Annotated in this window: 20 protein-coding genes and 1 pseudogene; 13 read left to right on the top strand and 8 right to left on the bottom strand. The window is 67.3% G+C overall.

Annotated features, from left to right (window positions below; all coding sequences use genetic code 11):
* Nucleotides 1–16: 16 nt before the first annotated feature.
* Complete coding sequence (locus ACZY08_RS18290) at nucleotides 17–484, bottom strand: zinc finger domain-containing protein (RefSeq protein ID WP_463746556.1); 468 nt, start codon at nucleotides 482–484, stop codon at nucleotides 17–19.
* A gap of 144 nt (nucleotides 485–628) precedes the next feature.
* Nucleotides 629–871, bottom strand: a pseudogene (locus ACZY08_RS18285) (DNA-formamidopyrimidine glycosylase family protein); the annotation flags it as partial.
* Between the two features lie 40 nt (nucleotides 872–911).
* Between ACZY08_RS18285 and ACZY08_RS18280 the strand changes: the two are divergent.
* Nucleotides 912–2,657 carry an FUSC family protein gene (locus ACZY08_RS18280; protein ID WP_463746045.1) on the top strand — a complete coding sequence of 582 codons (1,746 nt, stop codon included), beginning with the start codon at nucleotides 912–914 and terminating at the stop codon, nucleotides 2,655–2,657.
* On the opposite strand, the gene ACZY08_RS18275 is transcribed toward ACZY08_RS18280, so the two are convergent.
* Together ACZY08_RS18275 and cobF are read right to left on the bottom strand one after the other, a co-directional pair.
* Entirely contained in the window at nucleotides 2,628–3,011 is a 384-nt protein-coding gene (locus ACZY08_RS18275; protein ID WP_463746044.1) for a phage holin family protein, read from the bottom strand. The genes ACZY08_RS18280 and ACZY08_RS18275 overlap by 30 nt on opposite strands.
* Nucleotides 3,012–3,017: 6 nt before the next feature.
* The gene (gene cobF, locus ACZY08_RS18270; protein WP_463746043.1) at nucleotides 3,018–3,776 is read right to left on the bottom strand and encodes a precorrin-6A synthase (deacetylating); all 759 of its coding nucleotides are present in this window, start codon (nucleotides 3,774–3,776) and stop codon (nucleotides 3,018–3,020) included.
* A gap of 123 nt (nucleotides 3,777–3,899) precedes the next feature.
* Here cobF and ACZY08_RS18265 point away from each other — a divergent pair, with 123 nt between their 5' ends.
* Entirely contained in the window at nucleotides 3,900–5,180 is a 1,281-nt protein-coding gene (locus ACZY08_RS18265) for a diiron oxygenase (RefSeq protein WP_463746042.1), read from the top strand.
* Here ACZY08_RS18265 and ACZY08_RS18260 read toward each other — a convergent pair.
* Nucleotides 5,164–6,420 carry an MFS transporter gene (locus ACZY08_RS18260; RefSeq protein WP_463746041.1) on the bottom strand — a complete coding sequence of 419 codons (1,257 nt, stop codon included), beginning with the start codon at nucleotides 6,418–6,420 and terminating at the stop codon, nucleotides 5,164–5,166. The two genes, ACZY08_RS18265 and ACZY08_RS18260, sit on opposite strands and share 17 nt — an antisense overlap.
* On the opposite strand from ACZY08_RS18260, the gene ACZY08_RS18255 reads away from it, so the two are divergent.
* Both ACZY08_RS18255 and ACZY08_RS18250 read left to right on the top strand, forming a co-directional pair.
* Entirely contained in the window at nucleotides 6,419–7,282 is an 864-nt protein-coding gene (locus tag ACZY08_RS18255) for an LLM class flavin-dependent oxidoreductase (protein ID WP_463746040.1), read from the top strand. The two genes, ACZY08_RS18260 and ACZY08_RS18255, sit on opposite strands and share 2 nt — an antisense overlap.
* Nucleotides 7,283–7,496: 214 nt before the next feature.
* Nucleotides 7,497–8,711: an MFS transporter gene (locus ACZY08_RS18250; RefSeq protein ID WP_463746039.1), complete on the top strand. Its 1,215-nt coding sequence runs from the start codon at nucleotides 7,497–7,499 to the stop codon at nucleotides 8,709–8,711.
* On the opposite strand, the gene ACZY08_RS18245 is transcribed toward ACZY08_RS18250, so the two are convergent.
* Complete coding sequence (locus ACZY08_RS18245; protein WP_463746038.1) at nucleotides 8,682–9,086, bottom strand: DUF5709 domain-containing protein; 405 nt, start codon at nucleotides 9,084–9,086, stop codon at nucleotides 8,682–8,684. The two genes, ACZY08_RS18250 and ACZY08_RS18245, sit on opposite strands and share 30 nt — an antisense overlap.
* A gap of 241 nt (nucleotides 9,087–9,327) precedes the next feature.
* Between ACZY08_RS18245 and ACZY08_RS18240 the strand changes: the two genes are divergently transcribed.
* The 6 genes from ACZY08_RS18240 (at nucleotide 9,328) to rnhA (ending at nucleotide 12,938) form a co-directional block, all read left to right on the top strand.
* Complete coding sequence (locus tag ACZY08_RS18240; protein WP_463746037.1) at nucleotides 9,328–9,621, top strand: hypothetical protein; 294 nt, start codon at nucleotides 9,328–9,330, stop codon at nucleotides 9,619–9,621.
* 172 nt (nucleotides 9,622–9,793) lie between these two features.
* Nucleotides 9,794–10,120 (top strand): hypothetical protein, encoded by a 327-nt coding sequence (locus tag ACZY08_RS18235; RefSeq protein ID WP_463746036.1) that lies wholly within the window; start codon nucleotides 9,794–9,796, stop codon nucleotides 10,118–10,120.
* 43 nt (nucleotides 10,121–10,163) lie between these two features.
* Nucleotides 10,164–11,558 (top strand): acyl-CoA dehydrogenase family protein, encoded by a 1,395-nt coding sequence (locus tag ACZY08_RS18230; RefSeq protein ID WP_463746035.1) that lies wholly within the window; start codon nucleotides 10,164–10,166, stop codon nucleotides 11,556–11,558.
* 25 nt (nucleotides 11,559–11,583) lie between these two features.
* Complete coding sequence (locus ACZY08_RS18225) at nucleotides 11,584–12,234, top strand: glyoxalase (protein WP_463746034.1); 651 nt, start codon at nucleotides 11,584–11,586, stop codon at nucleotides 12,232–12,234.
* Nucleotides 12,235–12,282: 48 nt separating this feature from the next.
* Nucleotides 12,283–12,471 (top strand): helix-hairpin-helix domain-containing protein, encoded by a 189-nt coding sequence (locus tag ACZY08_RS18220; protein WP_463746033.1) that lies wholly within the window; start codon nucleotides 12,283–12,285, stop codon nucleotides 12,469–12,471.
* Nucleotides 12,471–12,938, top strand: coding sequence for a ribonuclease HI (rnhA, locus tag ACZY08_RS18215; protein ID WP_463746032.1), 468 nt, complete (start codon nucleotides 12,471–12,473; stop codon nucleotides 12,936–12,938). The genes ACZY08_RS18220 and rnhA overlap by 1 nt, the downstream gene beginning before the upstream one ends.
* Here rnhA and ACZY08_RS18210 read toward each other — a convergent pair.
* Nucleotides 12,927–15,203: an ATP-dependent DNA ligase gene (locus ACZY08_RS18210; RefSeq protein WP_463746031.1), complete on the bottom strand. Its 2,277-nt coding sequence runs from the start codon at nucleotides 15,201–15,203 to the stop codon at nucleotides 12,927–12,929. The two genes, rnhA and ACZY08_RS18210, sit on opposite strands and share 12 nt — an antisense overlap.
* A 124-nt stretch (nucleotides 15,204–15,327) precedes the next feature.
* On the opposite strand from ACZY08_RS18210, the gene ACZY08_RS18205 reads away from it, so the two are divergent.
* From ACZY08_RS18205 to ACZY08_RS18195, 3 genes are read left to right on the top strand one after another with little or no spacing between them, the layout of a single operon-like run.
* On the top strand, nucleotides 15,328–15,471 hold the full coding sequence (locus ACZY08_RS18205; protein ID WP_463746030.1) for a hypothetical protein: 144 nt from the start codon (nucleotides 15,328–15,330) through the stop codon (nucleotides 15,469–15,471).
* 28 nt (nucleotides 15,472–15,499) lie between these two features.
* Entirely contained in the window at nucleotides 15,500–16,159 is a 660-nt protein-coding gene (locus ACZY08_RS18200; RefSeq protein WP_463746029.1) for a cutinase family protein, read from the top strand.
* 23 nt (nucleotides 16,160–16,182) lie between these two features.
* Nucleotides 16,183–17,130: a carbohydrate kinase family protein gene (locus ACZY08_RS18195; RefSeq protein ID WP_463746028.1), complete on the top strand. Its 948-nt coding sequence runs from the start codon at nucleotides 16,183–16,185 to the stop codon at nucleotides 17,128–17,130.
* A gap of 7 nt (nucleotides 17,131–17,137) precedes the next feature.
* On the opposite strand, the gene pdxR is transcribed toward ACZY08_RS18195, so the two are convergent.
* Nucleotides 17,138–18,565 (bottom strand): MocR-like pyridoxine biosynthesis transcription factor PdxR, encoded by a 1,428-nt coding sequence (gene pdxR / locus ACZY08_RS18190; protein WP_463746027.1) that lies wholly within the window; start codon nucleotides 18,563–18,565, stop codon nucleotides 17,138–17,140.
* Nucleotides 18,566–18,629 lie beyond the last annotated feature (64 nt).

The following is an 18,629-nucleotide window of genomic DNA, read 5'->3' as shown; positions in this document are numbered from 1 at the left end:
TCAAAAATGCGGCCGCTTACTTGAGCAGCTTGGACATCCGTCGGTCGGCCAGGACCTTGCCACCGGTCTGACACGTCGGGCAGTACTGGAACGACTTGTCGGCGAAGGACACCTCCCGCACGGTGTCCCCGCACACCGGGCACGGCAACCCCGTGCGGGCATGCACGCGCAGACCGGACCGCTTCTCCCCCTTGAGCGTCGCAGCCTGCTGCCCCACCGATCGCGTCACCGCATCGGTGAGCACCGAGATCATCGCATCGTGCAGTGCGCCGAGCTGGGCATCGGTCAGCTTCCCCGCGGTCGCGAACGGCGACAGCTTGGCCACGTGCAAGATCTCGTCGCTGTAGGCGTTACCGATCCCCGCGATCACCTTCTGATCGGTGATCACCGTCTTGATCCGCCCGCCGTGGGCGGCCAGCACACCCGCCAGGCCGGCCGAATCCAGCGACAGCGCATCAGGCCCGAGCGCCGCGATCTGCGGCACGTCGAGCGGATCGGCAACCACCCACACGGCCAACCGTTTCTGGGTTCCGGCCTCGGTCAGGTCGAATCCGATCCCCTCGCCCAGATGGACGCGCAACGCAATAGGTCCCTTGCCCGGCTTGAGCGGCGTCGTCGCAAGCTTGTCCGACCAACGCAGCCAACCCGCGCGCGACAGGTGTGTGATGAGGTGCCAGGGACCAACCTCGAGACCGAGGTATTTACCCCAACGATTGGCGCCGATGACCGTCTGGCCGTGCAACGCCGTCGTCGGCGGATCGAACGTCTTGAGGACCGACAAGGCGGCCACGTCGATCCGGGTGACCACCCGGCCCGTCGCATTCCGGCGTAGGTGATCGGCCAGCGCCTCCACTTCGGGCAGTTCAGGCATGGCTCCAGTGTGTCAGCGAAACGCCGCGCATGCTGTAGACATGTCCAACCGGCCTGCTCCCCGAGCGACCAACCCGTTGCGGCACATCTTAGTGATCAACAGCGTGCCGCGCCGGTGGCCGTTCGCCTTGCGCGCCGGAATCTGTATGGCCGTACCGGTTCTGGTGGGCTGGCTCGCGGGTGACACCACGGCCGGCCTGATCGCGACAATCGGCGGATTCACGTCGCTATATGGCAGTGGCCGGCCCTACCTCAATCGCGGTGGATACCTCGCCGTGGTCGTCGTGTGCTTCGCCGCCGCGGTGGCACTCGGGGACTGGGCGTCGTCCACGCCGTGGCTGGGCGTGCTGACCGTGACGATGATCGCCGCGGTGGCCACGCTGGTCTGCCATGCCCTGAGCATCGGACCGCCAGGCGCCTACATGCTGGTGCTGGCGTGCGCAGCCGGTACCGGCACCCCGGCGACACTGCATCTGAGCCCGGGCCATCACGCCGCGCTCGTTCTGGCCGGCGGCGCGTTCGCCTGGCTGGTGCACATGTCCGGTGCGCTGATCAGACCGCGCGGACCGGAGAAAGCGGCGGTGGCCGCGGCAGCCGCTGCCGTCGCGGACTACACCGAGAATCCTGCAGCCGAGACTCGACACCGGGCCGCGCTCCTGCTGCACACCGCGTGGGTCACGCTGGTCACTTATCAACCGGTCCAACCGAAACCGGACCAGGCGCTGTATCGGTTGCGAGTCGTCAACCGTCGGCTGCACGGGCTTTTCGCCGAGGCCATGCGGGCCGCTGACCGGGGTGAGCCGCCCTCAGAAGACAGCGCGGCCCTGGCACGGCACCTGGCCACCGTGCCCGCGGACGCCGTCACCGATGAGCATGGCGCCGAAGGGATTCCGCTCGGCCGGCCGAGCGCGCTGCAACTATTGCGCAGGGCGGTGACGCCCGGCTCGGTGTCGCTGCAGCTGGCCGGACGGGTGGGCATCGCGGTCGCCGTCTCGGGCGTGATCGCCGTGCTGATCTCGCAGGCCCTGACGATGTCGCATGCGTACTGGGCGATGGCCGCCGCGGTGCTGATGCTGCATCAGGGCTTCGACTGGCAACGCACGGTGGTCCGCGGTGTCGAGCGGACCCTGGGCACCTGGCTGGGCCTCGGTGTGGCCGGGGCGATTCTCGCGTTGCACCCGCAAGGTCTGTGGCTGGCACTGGTGATCGGGGCGTTGCAGTTCGTCATCGAGATGTACGTGGTGCGCAACTACACCCTGGCCGTCGTGTTCATCACGCCCGCCGCCCTCACCATCGCCTCCGGCGGCCAACCCGTCGACAACCTCGGCGAGCTACTACTGACCCGCGGCATGGACACCCTGATCGGCTGCGCGGTGGCCCTGGCCGTGTACTGGGCCACCCAACGTCTGCGCCACCCGACCGGCCTGCGCCACGCGATCACGGCCACGCTCGAGGCGGTCACCGTGACCCTGCCTCACCTGGCGGCCGACGACGCCACCTCACCGGCGGCCCGTACCCATCGGCGCGATCTGCAGTTGCGCGCCATGGAGTTGCTGCCGGCGTATGACGCGAGCATCGGCGGATCACCCGCGCAACGGCTTGGCGCCGAACGGATGTGGCCGACAGTCGTGGCCACCGAACAACTCGCCTACCGCACGCTGGCGGCGTGCTGGGGCGCCGAGCGTGATCGTGACACCCAGGCCGGCGCCGATGCAGCCGCCGACACCGCGGCGGCGCTGACCGAACAGGCGTGCGACCTACGCGAGGGCCTTGACGAACGACAGTAGCCAGCTCACCAGCGACAGCACGATTGCCGCCCAGATGGCGGTCCACCAGAACTGGTCGATGTGCAGACCCCAACCCGTGGTGTTGTCGGTGATCCACGAGGTGATCCAGAGCATCAGCGCATTGATCACGATGTGGATCAGGCCAAGGGTGAGGATGTAGAGCGGGATCGACAGGATCTGCACGATCGGCTTGATGAACGCGTTGACCAGACCGAAGATCACCGCGACGACGAAGATGATGCCGACCCTGGCGATGGTCGAGTCACCGCCGATGAAGTAGATCCCCGGCACGACGAGAGTGACGACCCAGAGCGCGAATCCGGTTATCGCGGCGCGCAGGAGAAATGAGCTCATGGCGGTCTAGTCTGCCGAGCGCAGCAGGTACGTGTCCATGATCCAGCCGTGACGGGCCCTCGCCTCGGCACGCGCAGCAACGATCTCGTCGCCGATCTCTCCGACGGTTCCCGCATACAGCAACTCATCAGGCGTGCCCAGGTAGGCGCCCCACCAGATGCGGGTCTGTGGCGGGCATTGCGTAAACGTGCATTCGGCGTCCAGCATCACCACGGCGCTTCCGGTCAGCCCGTGCTCACGGAGCTGACGGCCCGTGGTGATGAGCACCGGTTCGCCCACGTCGTTGAGCGGGATGCGGTGGCGCGCGGTCAGCACCTGGATCGCGGTGATGCCGGGGATGACGTCGTACTCGAATTCGACGTGCTCGCCCACCATCTCGAGAATTCGCAGAGTGCTGTCGTACAGCGACGCGTCCCCCCAGGCCAGAAACGCCCCGACGCCGTCGGCGTCGAGTTCGGTCTCGATGGCTGCCGCCCAGATTCGCGCCCGTTCAGCATGCCAGTCCGCCACAGCCTGGCGGTACCCCGGTGCATCACCGGAGCCGGCGCGCGGCGGGTCGACCAATTCGACGAAGCGGTAGCCGGGTTCGGTGATGAAACGGTCGCAGATCTGCTTGCGCACGGCGATGAGATCGTCAGCTGAGCCCCGGCGGAGCCCCTTGTCCATCGCGAAGAACACCTGGGTGTCATTGAGCGCGGAAATGGCCTGAGCCGTGACGAAGTCCGGATCACCGGCTCCGATTCCGATGACATGGATGCGACGCACAGTCGAAGGTTAACCGAACCGAAACCGGGGACCCCAAGTATCCGGTACCCGGGGTATTGACATCATGCATTGTCGGTACCTACCGTCGGACAGAGGGGACCACAAACGAAGGGAACGTCAACGGTGACAACTTCGGTCAGACCCGGCGAAGGCTCGGCCAACGCCGCGCGGCGGGACGCGTTCTCCGAACGCCTGCTCAAGGGTTCGGTTCGCAAGTCGTACGCGCCGGTGGTGGACATCGACTGGCAGGCGCCGATCGATCCGGACAAGTTCTTCCTGCCGCCGACGATCGTGTCCCTGTACGGAACTCCGTTGTGGGACAGCATGTCCCGCGAAGAGCAGATCGAGCTGTCACGCGAGGAGCTGGCCAATACACTCTCGGCGGGCATCTGGTTCGAGAACATCCTCAACCAGGCACTGCTGCGCAAGATGATGCACCAGGACCCCACCTCGAATTCCACACACTACGAGCTCACCGAACTCGGCGACGAGACCCGGCACATGGTGATGTTCGGCAAGGCCATCGAAAAGATCGGCGCCAAACCGGTGCGGCCGCGGCTGTACCAGCGCATGATCATCAACTCGCTGCCGTTCTTCTTCCGCGGCTCGGTGCTGTGGGTGGCCGCGCTGATCGGTGAAGAGATCTTCGACTCGCTTCAGCGGCAGATGATGGACGACCCCGAATTGCAGCCGATGGTGCAGCGCCTCATGCGCATTCACGTCACCGAGGAAGCCCGCCACATCCAGTTCGCACGTGACGGCCTGCGCGGGCGTACTCCGTCGATGCGCTGGTACCAGCGCGTGTGGGTGGCCAACCTCAACGGGATCGGCGGGTTCTTCTTCCGCTATCTGTTCACCAACAAGGTGCAGTACGCGCGCGTCGGCCTGAACGCCCGGGCCGCCCGCCGGATGGCCCGGGCCAGCGCGCACCGCCGCGAGGTGCAGATCTCCGGATTCGCCCCGCTGGCAGCATTCCTCGAAGAGGTCGGGTTGATGGGCCGGATCGGGCGCCGGATGTGGCGGCGTTCGGGCTTCCTTCCGGCGAAGGCCCCGCGTGGCATCACCGGGTCAGCGGGTACTCGCGAGATCTCCGGGACCGGCATCACCGAAGAGGTGTTCGACGGGCTCGCCATCCTCGACACCGGTGACGGCGATCGACGGGTGAATGTGCGGCTGACCGGCCATCTGGATCCGATCGACGGGAAGTACCACTGGCGCGGAACGATTCTCGATGCGCCGAGCACCGTCGCCCCGGGTGCGGTGCGGCTGAGCATCGGCACCCGAACCGTCGACGCCCGCATCACCGAGCGCACCTCGCAGGGCACGCATTCAATCGCCGGCGTCGGTGAACCGCCCTTCGAACTGGACGGCGCCAACGGAACCGAGGTCAGCGTCGCCGGGTAAGTACCGCGCGGCCGAGCAATCCGACCGCGAACACTGCCCCGCCGATCCCGGAGATCAACAGCGGCAGCTGGCCGGGCTGACCTGGAACAGCGCTCCAGAGCAGCCCGGCCCACACACCGGCGCCCAGCACGGCAAATCCGCTGAGCCCCTGGAAGACTCCCTGCGCACTGCCCTGGAGGTCGGAGCCGACCAACGAGGACACCCAGGCCTTGCTGACCCCGTCGGTGCAGCCGGTGAACAGGCCGTAGGCCCCGATCAGCAGCCAGGCCAGCAGCGGATCTGACGTCATCCCCAGCCCGGCGTAGCCGATCGCGAAGAAGACCAGGCCGATGCCGAACACCGGCAGCCGGCCGATCCGGTCGGCCAGCAGCCCGGCCGGGAAACTGGAGATGGCATACACCGCGTTGTAGGTGACGTACGCCAGGATCACCTCGACAACCGAGAAGCCGATCTCGTTGAGCCGCAACAACAGCAGCGCGTCGGGGAAATTCACCAGGCCGAAGGCCACCAGCACGGCCGTCACCCGCCAGTACCGCCCGGGAAGGTCGCGCATACGGGAGAAGACCGGCTGACGCTGTTTGACCGGCTCGGACTTCTCGGTCCGCTTCCCGCTGCCTCTTTCGGAGACGAGGAACACCAGCGCCACACTCAGCACCGCGGGCACCACGGCCACCCACAGCAGCGGCGCGATCTGATGGTCGAGCAGCTCATAGCCGGCCAACCCCAGCAGGGGCCCGACGACAGCGCCCATGGTGTCCATCGCCCGGTGGAATCCGAAGACCCGGCCGCGGGCGGCGTCGTCGACATCGGCAACCAGCAGGGCGTCCCGCGGCGCACCACGGACCCCCTTGCCGAGCCGGTCCACCACGCGACCCGCGAGCACACCCGACCACCCGCTCGCCGCCGCGACCATGACCTTGCCCAGGGCTGCCATGCCGTAGCCGGTCGCTATCAGAGGCCGTTTGGCGAATCGGTCACCGAGCGGTCCCGCGGCCAGCTTGGTCATCGCGGCGGCGCCTTCGGCGGCACCCTCCACCGCACCGACCACCGCGGGAGGGGCACCGAGCACGGCCGTCAGATAGATCGGCAGGAGCGGATAGAGCAGCTCACTCGCAGCGTCCTGCAGAAAGGACACCGCCGACAGCACCCGGACGTTGCGGGTCAGCCAGGCAGGCACCCGGTCATCATGCCTGCCCGATCCGCCCCACAGAACTAGAACACGTTCTAGTGTGTACGGCATGCGGTTCACCTACGCCGAAGCCATGACCGATCCCACCTACTACATCCCGCTGGCCCAGGCTGCCGAGGCGGCCGGCTATCACGCCATGACGATTGCCGACAGCGTCGCCTATCCCTTCGAATCCGACTCCAAATACCCGTACACCCCTGACGGCAACCGGGAGTTCCTGGACGGCAAACCGTTCATCGAAGCGTTCGTGATGGCCTCGGCCCTGTGTGCAGTCACCACCACGCTGAAGTTCAACTTCTTCGTGCTCAAGCTGCCGATCCGGCCACCGGCCCTGGTGGCCAAGCAGGTCGGGTCACTCAACGCGCTGTTCGACAACCGGCTGGGGCTGGGGGTCGGCACCAGCCCCTGGCCCGAGGACTATGAGTTGATGGGCGTGCCGTTCGCGCGGCGCGGCAAGCGCATGGACGAGTGCGTCGACATCATCCGCGGACTCACCAGCGGCGACTACTTCGAATACCACGGCGAGTTCTACGACATCCCGAAAACCAAGATGACGCCGGCGCCATCGAAGCCGGTCTCCATTCTCGTCGGCGGGCACGCCGAGGCGGCTCTGCGCCGAGCGGCGCGCAATGACGGCTGGATGCACGGCGGCGGCACCGACGATCTCGATGTCCTCCTCAAGCGGCTCAACGAGATCCGGGCAGAAGAAGGCCAGACCGGGCCATTCGAGGTCCACGTGATCTCGGCCGACGCGTACACGCCCGACGGCATCAAACGACTCGAGGACAAGGGCGTCACCGATGTGATCGTCGGTTTCCGCCTGCCCTACATCAAGGGCGACGACCCCGAGCCGCTCGACCGCAAGATCCGCCACCTGGAGAAGTTCGCCGAGAACGTCATCGCCAAGGTCTAGCCGGGTCCCGGCGAGCTTTCCGTGCGCCGCTTTCCACACCTGGGTCGTGCCCGGCGTCTGCCAACAGCCCAGGTGCAGAAAGCGGCGCACTTCGAGCTGCCGTTTGAGGGAACACTCGCCGCGCCGTTAGCGTTGCACCCGCCGTTCTCGCCCAACGCTGTCCGAGAGCTCAAGTCCGGTGTCCCCGGATCCGCGAAACTCGGAAAGCCAGAGAATGACGACCTCCCTCGAACGCGCGCGCTCCATCGTCGCGCCCGACCCCACCGTGCGCATGCTCGCGGTGTTCGCCCTGGCCCTGGGCGGCTTCGGCATCGGCACCACCGAGTTCGTCGCGATGGGGCTGCTGCCCGACATCGCGACGGGCTTCGGCATCACCGAGCCCACCGCGGGTCACGTCATCTCCGCCTATGCGCTGGGCGTCGTCGTCGGCGCGCCCGTGATCGCCGCGCTCACCGCGCGGTGGCCACGCAAGGCCCTGCTGCTCACGCTGATGGCGATCTTCACCCTCGGCAACGTCGCCAGCATGCTGGCGCCGACCTACCCGACCCTGGTCATCGCCCGGTTCGTCGCCGGGCTGCCGCACGGCGCATTCTTCGGGATCGCCGCGCTGGCGGCCGCCCACCTGATGGGTCCGCAGAACCGGGCGAAGGCCGTGGCCTATGTGCTGTGTGGCCTCACCGTCGCGACCGTGCTGGGTGTCCCGCTGGCGTCCTGGCTCGGCCAGGCACTCGGCTGGCGCAGCGCGTTCGGTCTGGTCGTGGGCGTCGGCCTGATCACGCTGGCCGCTCAGTGGCGGTGGCTGCCCACACATCTGCGTTCCATGCACGTCAGCAGCCCGCTGACCGAACTCGGTGCGCTGCGCCGCCCCCAGGTGTGGCTCGCGGTGCTGGTCGGCATGATCGGCTTCGGGGGCATGTTCGCGGTCTACACCTACATCAGCACCACGATGACCGATGTGACCGGACTGCCGCGGTCGCTGGTTCCCGTGGCTCTCATGGTGTTCGGTCTCGGCATGGTGGTCGGCAACCTGATCGGTGGCCGGTTGGCCGACATCTCGGTGATACGGGCGCTGTACGTGTCCCTGGGCTCCCTGGCGGTGCTGCTGGCCGCGTTCTCGCTGGGTTCGCACAGCCCGTGGACTGCACTGCCGCTGCTGTTCGGCGTCGGCATGGCCGGCTCGGCCGTCGGCCCGGCGTTGCAGACCCGGCTGATGGACGTCGCCCACGATGCACAGACGCTGGCCGCCGCGCTCAACCATTCCGCGCTCAACATCGGCAACGCCACCGGCGCCTGGGTGGGCGGCCTGGTGATCGCGGCCGGTCTCGGTTACACCGCCCCCGCCGCGGCAGGGGCATTGCTGGCCGTCGGCGGGCTGCTGGTGTTCACCGTGTCGGTGGCGTCAGAACGACGGACCACCGTCCGGCGATGACTGCGGGATGATGTGGACCGCTGCCTCTTCGGCGGACGCCGCACCACCGTCGATGCCGACGTCAGTCCCGAGCAGCTCCGCCTCGTCGTCCGTGCCGAAGCCGGCGTTGGGGGCAACCAACCGACCTGACCGCCGGTCCCCGACCTCGTCATCACCACCCTGCTCGTCGAGGTCGTCGGAATCGTCGAGTTGCATCGCGGGATCGGGCTCTTCCTCTGCCAGCAGCTCGTCGAGGGTCTCGTGGTCACGCGGTTCCCGCCAGCGATCGGGCGGCGAGTAGCCCTCGTCGAGTAAGTCGTCGACACCCCGATCGAGCAGGGTGTCCTCCTGCGTCAACTGGTCGTCGTCATCGACGCTGTACCCGTCACTACTCATCCTTCAACGATGGCACAGGTCGAGCCTCTGAGCCCGGGTTCGCAGCCGAATATCTGCCCCGAGAGGGCCATGCCGCCCCACCCTCACGAAGTCCGGGCAGAGCTGAACTTCCATCCTGAGAAATTCCGCAATTTCAGCTGAGAATTGTGGAATTTTCGAACCCGATTCCCAATTAGACGTAATAGGTCACAACCCGAAAGTAGTGGGACTTTCGGTGCGGCCTACAACGGAGGGTTGGGAAATGAAGTCATATACCATCGCCACATTAACCGCCGGCGCGCTGGCCGCCGGCACATTCCTCGGGGGCGTCGCTGCCGCCGCTCCGACCGGACAGTCGGCCGAGCAGACCGTGAAAAGCCTTCAGACCAGTGGTTATCACGTGATCGTCAACCGCACCGGCGCGGCGCCACTGGCCAACTGCACCGTGCTCGGGGTTCGCCAGGGCCAGACCATCGCCACCAACGACTCGAGGGGCGGAAGTTCGATCAATACCACCGTCATTTCAAAGACGGCATACGTCGACGTCGCCTGCTGAGCGGGGAACAAAACGGGGCACTGATTTGTTATAGGGCCAAACCGGAATTACCGGTTCGGGCGAAATTGAATGCCCACAGTCGGCCGCACAATGTTGTGCGGCCGATTGTTTTGGGTCCGCCTGTCCCGCGCGATCGCTGGGCTTGTCGGTGGGGCGGCGTACGGTTCCGAACATGAGTTCGATATTGGTTTCCGAGAGGGACATCGAGCGGACGGTCGTCGGTGATGCCCTCGATCACCTGAACGCCGCTTGCAAAGAGATAGACGCACTGGCGGTGCATGCCTTGTCGCGGGCGGAGCTCCACGAGGTTCTGAGCCGGCTCGACGCCGGCGAGAAACGACTGGCGACCGCTCAACAACGGCTGCTGGGGCGGATGGTCGCCACCGACAACGCGTCGCCGCCACGTTTCGACCCAGCCGGGGTGCTCGCCCGGAGGCTCCGCATCTCTCCGGCCGAAGCCCGCCGGCGAATTGCTGACGCCGGCCAGACGTCGGGCTGAGGTCCACGAGTTCGGCGGCATCCACAGCGGGTATCCCACCCGCGTGGCATTCGACATCACTCCTACCGTTGCTCAGCACGACCTGGCCCGCCGGACACACGAATTTGCCGAACAGGTGATCCGTCCGGTCGCCGCGGACTACGACCGGCGGCAGGAGTTTCCGTGGCCGGTGTTGGAGGAAGCGGCCAGTCAGGGGTTCTACAGCCCACTGTTCTACCGCGACCTGATCGGCGACCCCACCGGGCTGTCCCTTCCGATGTTCATGGAGGAACTGTTCTGGGGCTGCGCAGGGATCGGGTTGGCCATCGTCATGCCGGCACTGGCACTGTCGGCGATCGGCCAGGCCGCTTCACCTGAACAGATGCTGCGGTGGGCTCCCGAATGCTTCGGCACCCCGGGTGACCTCAAGCTGGCAGCGTTGGCAATCTCAGAGCCCGAGGGTGGCAGTGATGTGCGCAACCTGCGCACCCACGCCGTCCGTAGTGGACCCGGAGCGGACGCGGACTGGATCATCGACGGCCACAAGATGTGGATCGGCAACGGCGGCATCGCCAATGTGCACGTGGTCAACGCAGTCGTCGACCAGGAACTCGGCCACAAGGGACAAGCGCTGTTCGTCGTCGAGGGCGGCACACCGGGGCTGGAGATGGTGCGCAAACTCGACAAGCTCGGCTGCCGGGCCTCACACACCGCCGAGCTCAAGTTCGACAGCGTCCGAGTTCCTGCCGACAATCTGCTCGGTGGTCAGGACAAGCTCGAGCACAAGCTGGCGCGCGCCCGCGAGCTCGTCGCAGGTGCCCGGAACTCCGGCTCCGCCACACTCGGGACCTTCGAACAGACCCGGCCGATGGTGGCTGCACAGGCCCTCGGGATCGCCAGGGCCGCACTGGAATACGTCACCGAATACGCGAACCGCCGGATTGCCTTCGGCGCGCCCATCATCGACAACCAGGGCATCGCATTTCCACTCGCCGATCTGGCCACCCAGATCGATGCCGCCCGGCTGCTCACGTGGCGGGCATCCTGGATGGCCGCTGCCGGGGTGCCGTTCGACCGCGGCGAGGGCTCGATGTCGAAGTTGGCCGCAAGCGAGGTGGCGGTCCGCGCCACCGAGCAGGCCATCCAGACGATGGGCGGCTGGGGCTACGTCACCGACCATCCCGTCGAGAAGTGGTACCGGGATGCCAAGCTGTACACGATCTTTGAGGGCACCAGCGAGATCCAGCGCATCGTCATCGCGCATGCTCTCGGCGCCGCCGACGGTAAGCCGCCGCTGCACGTGGACCTGGAGCCGTCCGGCGGGCCGTTGAACCGGTGGTTCGGTCGCGGCACGGCGCTGCGCACCCGGGCGGCCGACGCCGCACTGTCCGCCAAGGACCACGTGCCGGAGCCCGTCATGCGCCTGGCGATGAAAGCCTTACGGCCGCCACGCAAGTGACCGTGGGCAGCTAGATTCGACGTCCATGACCGTCACCGTCGACGAACTCGAAGTCGCTGACCCGCCCGACGCCTGGACGCAGGCGGGGTTCAGTGTCGATCCCGGCGGAGACGCCGGCCCGGTCTGCCGGGTCGGCGGCGTGCGCATCCGACTGGTCGGGCGTGACCACGGCCGTGGCATCGCCGGGTGGGCGTTGCGTGGCCTCCCGACGAACGGCGCGGTGGAAGACCTCGACGGCATCCCGACAGCGCGGTCGACCGCCGCCACCGCCCGGGCCGCCATCCACGCGAACGGCGTCACCGCGATCGATCACATCGTGTTGCTATCCCGCGACCTGGGGCGGACGGTCGCCTCGATGGCGGCCATCGGCGTGGAGCCGCGCCGGGAACGCGACACCGAACTCGGCGGACGTCGGATGCGTCAGATCTTCTTCCGCTTCGGAGAGGTGATCATCGAGGTCGTCGGTTCGCCCGAGACGGCGACTGACGGCCCCTCGTCACTGTGGGGAATCACGTTCACAGTGACCGACATCGACGCGGCGGCGGCGTTCTTCGGCGACCGCACCGGGCCGGTCAAGGACGCCGTCCAGCCGGGACGGCGGATCACCACGCTGCGGCACCGCGACCTCGGCATGTCGGTGCACACGGCGGTGATCTCGACGACTCTGCGGTCTTGACGTGTGTCGGGGCGCCGGTCGCTCGATGCGGTTGCCTATCCTCAGCGCATGACCGACCCAGCTGATCGCGGCCCCGTCTTCGACGGCATCGGGATCGGCCGACCCGCGACCGGCGCGCTCATCGACGCCGGGTACCGAGTGCTCGCAGATCTGCCCGCGGATCTCGATGAGCTTCTCGCCCTTCACGGTGTCGGCCCCAGGGCGGTACGTCTGCTTCGTGAGGCATTGGAGAAGTGATGGACAGCGAGGTAGTCGTCATCCACACCGACGGCGGGTGCCGGCCGAACCCCGGGCCCGGTGGATGGGGCGCGGTGCTGCGGCACCGCGAACACGTCCGTGAGATGTACGGCGGGGACCCGGGTAGCACGAGCAACAACCGGATGGAGCTGATGGCGCCCATCATGGCGCTCGAAGCGCTCACGAGATCCGTGGTGGTGCACCTGCACACCGACAGCACGTATGTCCGCAACGGCATCACCAAGTGGGTGCTCGGCTGGGAACGTAACGGCTGGCTGACCGCCGCCAAGCAACCGGTGAAGAACGTCGACCTCTGGCAGCGGCTGCAGGCCGCCTGCGCGCGGCATGAGGTCGAGTGGTTCTGGGTGAAGGGGCACTCGGGTGTCGCCGACAACGAGTTGGCCGACGAGCTCGCGACCCGGGGGCTGCGGGAAGCGCTCGACGGTTCGGGCGACCTAGTGCACTGACTCCCAGACCACCTCATCCGGCGACTTGTCCGGGCGCAGACCACGCCAACTGGGTTGGCGCAGCCGGTGATCCGCGGTGCGCTCGCTGTAACGCACCTCCCCGACCAGCTCGGGCCGCACGAACGTGACCCCTTTGGCGTCGAGCTTCGGCAGTGGCTTGTCAAAGGGGGATTCCTCGGTGTGCAGAGGTTTGAGCATGCCCTTGAGCTTGGCCAGTTCCTTGTCGGTGAACCCAGTGCCGACCCGGCCAGCGAATTGAAGTCCGCTGGGGCCCGGGACACCGAGCAGCAGCGCACCGATGCCGCTGCTGCGCCCACCCTCGCCCTGACGCCAGCCGCCGATCACCGCCTCCTGGGTGTTCCAGATCTTGTCCTTGATCCACGACGCCGACCGCCGGCCCGGCTGATAGGTCGAGTCGCGCTTCTTGGCGACGACGCCTTCGAACCGGTGCTCACGGGCATGTTCCATGGCCTCCGGGCCGTCACCGGGCAGCGGCTCGGGCACGATGAGGCCACCACCGGAAGCCAACGCGTCCAACAACTTTCGTCGGTCGGAGTACTTGGCGCGTAGCAAGGAGCGCCCGTCCAGCCAAAGGATGTCGAAGGCCCAGAATTCGACGCGGGTGGAGCGGGCCCGGTTCTGCATCTCGCCGAAGCTGGGCACCCCAGAATCGTCGAGTGCCACCACCTCGCCGTCGAGCACCACGTGGTGGTCGGCGAGATCGGCGGCCAGCGCCTCCAATTGCGGGTATTCGCCGGTGACGTCACGCCCGCGGCGGGAACGCAGTTGCAGGCGGCCGTGGTCGGCGTCCACCAGCAGCCGGTAGCCGTCCCACTTGCCCTCGAATGCCCACTGGCCGGCCTTGAGTTTGGCCACCGAGCCCTCGGTGGCCAGCATCGGCGCGAAGTCCTGCGGCTCGGGCATGGCCGACTTCTGGTCCTTCATCCGGTGCGCCAGCCAGTTCTTGCCCTCGGTCTGGATCAGCGCGTAACGGCCGTCGATACGGTTGCCGCTCAGGGTGAAGATGACCTCACCGTTGCGGGCCTCGGGATCGTCGCTGACCCGGAACTTCTCCGCCTCGTAGGTACCGGTGTCCCAGATGACCATGTTCCCCGCGCCGTACTCCCCCTTGGGGATCGAGCCGTGAAAGGTCAGGTACTCGATCGGGTGGTCTTCGGTATGCACGGCAAGGTGATTCACCGCGGTGGTCTCGGGCAGATTCTTGGGGACCGCCCAACTCACCAGTACGCCATCGCGTTCCAGCCTCAGGTCGTAATGCAACCTCCGGGCGTGATGCTCCTGGATCACGAACCGGTCGTTGTTTCCGGTCGCAGGAACATCTCGGGGCACCGGCTCGGGTGTCTTGCCCGCATCGCGCATACTGCGGTAGGTGGTGAGTTTGTCGAGTCGGGGTGCGCCCTCGTCGAGCCCGGCGAGCAGGTCGCCGTCATCGGAAACCCTTTGCAACACTTCATCGAATCGCAAGTGGCGCAGATCCGGGTCGGAGATCTCGTCCCAGGTGCGGGGCGCGGCAACGGTCGGGTGCTCACGCCCACGCAGCGAGTAGGGGGCGATTGTGGTCTTGGCCCCGTTGTTCTGGCTCCAGTCCAGAAATATCTTCTGCGCGCGCACACTGCGGGTCATGGTGGCGGTGACGAGTTCGGGCATCGACTGTTCCAGCTGTACAGCCACCCGTTTGGCCAGCACCGAGGCACCACGGGAGCTGATCGGCTCGGCCAGAGGCACATACAGATGCAGGCCCTTGCTGCCGCTGGTGAGCGGATACGTCGTCAGCCCGATGTCACCCATGAGTTCGCGGACCGCCTGGGCCACCTCGCACAGCCGCGGCATCGTGACGCCCTCACCCGGATCGAGGTCGAACACGATACGGGTGGCCGGGCCTTGGTTGCCGTCGGCGGAGAACCGCCATTGCGGCACATGCACTTCCAATGCGGCCTGTTGGGCGATCCAGGCCAGGCCTTCGCGGGTATTGATGATCGGGTACGTGGTCGTCCCGGACTTGTGCACGATACTGCCCCGCTCCAGCCAGCTCGGAGCCGAAGAAGCCAACTGCTTTTCGAAGAAAGACGTTTCCGCCACCCCGTTGGGCCAACGCTTTCGGGTCACCGGGCGGCCGGCCATGTGGGGAAGCATTACCTCGGCGATGCTCAGGTAATAGTCGAACACCTCGGCTTTGGTGGTACCGGTGGCGGGATAGAGCACCTTGTCGGGGTTCGTCAGCCGAACCCGTTCATAGCGCTCCATCTTTCCAACTTATACGCGGACATCAAGAATCAAATGCCTATCAGTCATCCTTCCGGGGACACCTGTTTCGCGGTCATCACCTGGCATCAACCGCCATACGATGATCCCGATCGGCATAATCGACGTGACGGTTCGTGGGGACGTCGCGCAGGCCGAGCTCACCCGGTCCGATCCACCGCTGCAGGGGGCGCTGTACTTCCTCAAAGAGGATGGGACCTGGAAGCTGTGCGACAGCGTCTCGAAGCAGTTCGGCGATGAACCAAGCTGATGTGCCGTCAAAATGTGAACATGGGCTGATGTCGCTGAACACCGCAGTCCTCCGGTCGGCCATCGCTGTATCGATTGCGACGGCCGTTCTCATTAGCCCGGCACCCGCGGCATCGGCCGACCAGTGCTCGGACGTCGAGGTGGTCTTCGCGCGCGGCACCGGCGAGGCGCCCGGGATCGGGCGGGTGGGCCAGGCGCTCGTCGACCAACTCGGGCCGAGGATCGCGCCACGCAGCCTGGGCGTGTACGCGGTGAACTATCCGGCCGGGCTCAACTTCCTGACCACCGCAGTCGGCGCGAATGACGCGGCCGGACACATCGCCTGGCTGGCTGATCAATGCCCGGGTACCGAAGTGGTGCTCGGTGGATTCTCACAAGGTGCAGCGGCAGTTTCGATGCTGGCGGGCGTGCCCCCGATCGGCGACCGGATCGGCACGATCGGCTCGGCTCCCGCATTGCCGCCCTACAGCGCCGACCGGGTCTCTGCTGTCGCGGTGTTCGGCAACCCCGGCAACCGGTTCGGCACGCCGCTGTCGAGCACCGGTCTGTTCGCCGGGCGGGCCATCGACCTGTGCAGCGCCGGTGATCCGATCTGTGTCGAGGGTGGTCGCACCCGCGCGGCGCACAGCGCGTATGAGCTCCCGCCATATCCCGATCAGGCGGCTGGGTTCATCGCCGGACGGCTCTAGCCCAAGCGACCTACCATGGAGCCATGAGCCGGGCCCTGGTGATCGGCGAGGCCTTGATCGACATCGTCGAGCGAGGCCACGAGCGAGCATCCGGTACAGCGCGGGGTGACCGCACGGAATACGTCGGCGGCAGCCCCCTCAACGTCGCCGTCGGTCTCGGCCGGCTGGGCCGTGACGTCGACTTCCTCACCCACATCGCCGATGACGACCGCGGCAAGCGCATCGTCGATTACGTGGAAAGATCTGGGGTGCAACTGGTTTCAGGCAGCACCAGCGCCAGCCGGACACCCACCGCACTAGCCACGCTGACCGACACAGGATCGGCTCACTACCAATTCGACATCGATTGGCAGCTGACCGGCACTCCCGAGGTGGCGACCCCGCTGCTGGTGCACACCGGTTCGATCGCGACCGTGCTGGAGCCAGGGTGCCGCGCAACCGCCGCACTGCTCGATGCCTACCGGATGTCGGCGACCCTCACCTTCGACCCGAATGTCCGCCCGGACGTGATCCGGGACGACGACATCGCACGCGGACGCATCGACCGACTTGTCGAACGCGCCGACATCGTGAAGACGTCCGAGGAGGACCTGCGCTGGCTGGACCCCCGGCACTCCCCCGAGCAGATCGCGCGGGCGTGGCTGGAGGTCGGCCCGTCCATCGTCGCGGTGACGTCGGGTGAGCGTGGTGCGTTCGCCGTGTGCCGGGCCGGTTCGGTGTCGGTCCCGGCCCGGTCGGTCGAGGTGGTGGACACCGTCGGGGCCGGCGACGCTTTCATGACGGGCCTGCTCGACGCGGTGTGGTCATTGGGCCTGCTCGGCGCCGACCACCGCCGCGACCTGTCCCGGATCGGCACTGAGACGCTCGAAGGTGTCCTGAGGTCCGCTGTGCTGTCCGCGGCGTTGACGGTGGCTCGCCCCGGCGCCGACCTGCCGGATCGTGCGGCACGAGACGCTGCCGCGCAGTCCTGAGCGGCGGTCACGGTTGACGGATCGCGTCCGCGATGAGCCCGGCCACGGCATCGGTCCGAGTCTCGGGCAGACGCGCGTATCCGCACACCAGGCCCCGGGCTGTGGCAGCGCCCGAGAAGAACCCTGACAGCGGCGATACGGTGACACCCCGGCCACGGAGCGTCGCAGCTACCGCGAGGTCGTCGGTCCCGTCGGGCAGCCGCACCACCACGTGCAGACCCGCCTCGACGCCCTCCAGCCGAGTGCCCGCGCTTCGTCGTCCAAGCGCACTGACGAGCGCCGCCCGCCGCGCCGAGTAGGTGCGTCCCGCCCTGGCGAGGTGACGGGTCAGCGCACCCGACTCGATGAACCGGGCCAACGCGAGAGTGGTGACCCCACATACGGATTCACCGCTGCGTTCCAGCACGTCGGCGACGGCATCCCGGAGCCTCGGCGGCGGTAGCATCCAGGCGACCCGCAGCGTGGGCGTGAGGATTTTCGACGCCGTCCCGATGTAGGCCACGTAGTCGCGCCCGCCGGCGATGCCGTGCAGCGCGGGCAACGCAGACACGTCGTAGCGAAACTCGCCGTCGTAGTCGTCCTCGATCAGCAAGCTGCCGGCCCGGGCGGCCCACTGTACGAGCTGGGCACGTCGCGATACCGGCAGCCGTGCCCCGAGCGGATACTGATGTGCCGGAGTGCAATACACGGCCGCATCGGAATTGCGCAGCGAGCCAGGATCGAGGCCGTCACCGTCTACCGGCACGGCACGCGTTCGGGCGCCGGACATCTCGAACACCTCCCGCGCCTCGGCGTAGCCCGGTTCCTCGAAGGCGATGTCGCGCCCGGCCAGCCCGGCCGCCTGGGTGATGGTGCGCAACGCGGAGGCCACGCCGGGCACGATGATCAGCTCGCTCGGATCGGCGACGATTCCCCGGGTCCGACGCAGATGCCCGGCCAGGGCGCCGCGGAGTTCGGAGTGCCCGTCCGGCCCCGCAGCCGCGGAGGATATCGGGGCAGCGGCGGCCCCTCTCCAGGCGCGGCGCCAGTCCGTCGTCGAGATCAGGCCCGGATCAGGGTGTCCAGGCATGAGGTCCCAAGCCGGCGGCTGGTCACCCGGGGCACGGCGCGCCACAGGCGTGACGCCGCTCGCGGTCACGTGTGAGGCCGCGCCGGCGAGGGCCGCGGCGTCGGCCCCGGCGGCGATCCTCGTGCCCGATCCGGGCAGCGCGGTGGTGTAGCCGGCGGCGGCGAGCTCGTCGTACGCGTCGACGACCGATGAGCGGGCGACGGCGAGTTCCGCAGCCAGGCTGCGGGTCGACGGCAGCGCGTCGCCAGGACCGAGCCGGCCCAGCCGGATCTGCTCGATGACGGCCGTAGCGATGCGCTGCCGCAGCGGCGCCGGGCCGGCGGGGAGCTGCAAGTCCAAGTGCAGGTCGGGTGCATGGCGGGCCATGCCGTCTCACGTTAGTGGTCTGTACATATCCACTTATTCTGGACCTTCTGAGCAGGCCGGAATG

It is taken from the genome of Mycobacterium sp. IDUB_9 (genome assembly GCF_055419505.1).
Note: the sequence above shows the minus strand (reverse complement) of the source record. Positions and strands in the feature narration are given on the sequence as shown.